1 pseudogene is annotated in these 551 nt (G+C 61.9%); it reads left to right on the top strand.

Annotated features, from left to right (window positions below):
- Positions 1-482, top strand: a pseudogene (locus ACR0E6_RS22920) (ABC transporter substrate-binding protein); the annotation flags it as partial.
- Positions 483-551: the final 69 nt, after the last annotated feature.

The following is a 551-nucleotide window of genomic DNA, read 5'->3' as shown; positions in this document are numbered from 1 at the left end:
TGTATCAGGCGCTGTCCTCGGGTGCGATTGACGGCACCGAGTGGATCGGCCCCTGGGCGGACGAAAAAGCGGGCTTCCAGGAAATCACCAAGACCTACTACACCGCGGGCTTCCACGAGCCGGGCGCAGGTCTGTCGCTGGCAACCAACCGCGACGTGTTCGACGAACTGACACCGGCCCAGCAGAAGATCATCGAGATCGCAGCTGCCGAAGCGCACCAGTGGAACCTTGCGCAGTTCCTGGCCAACAACGGCGCAGCTCTGCAGCGTCTGCAGTCGGGTGGCGTGAAGGTCATGGAATTCCCAGACAGCGTGTGGGACGCATTCGGTCAGGCCTCGCAAGAGGTTCTGGACGAGAACATGGGCGACGAGCTGTTCAAGAAGATCCACGACAGCGCAATGGCGTCGATGGCATCGTCCTCGGGCTGGCTGAACCTGTCGTCGGGTGCCTACACCGCTCAGCGCGACCGCGTTCGCGGCTAATCCCAAGTGAACTGACCAAACGGTTTCCCCGCAATCGCGGGGGAGCCTTTCTTGTTGCATATGCGCGGA

Source organism: Ruegeria sp. AP12 (assembly GCF_056540025.1).
Note: the sequence above shows the minus strand (reverse complement) of the source record. Positions and strands in the feature narration are given on the sequence as shown.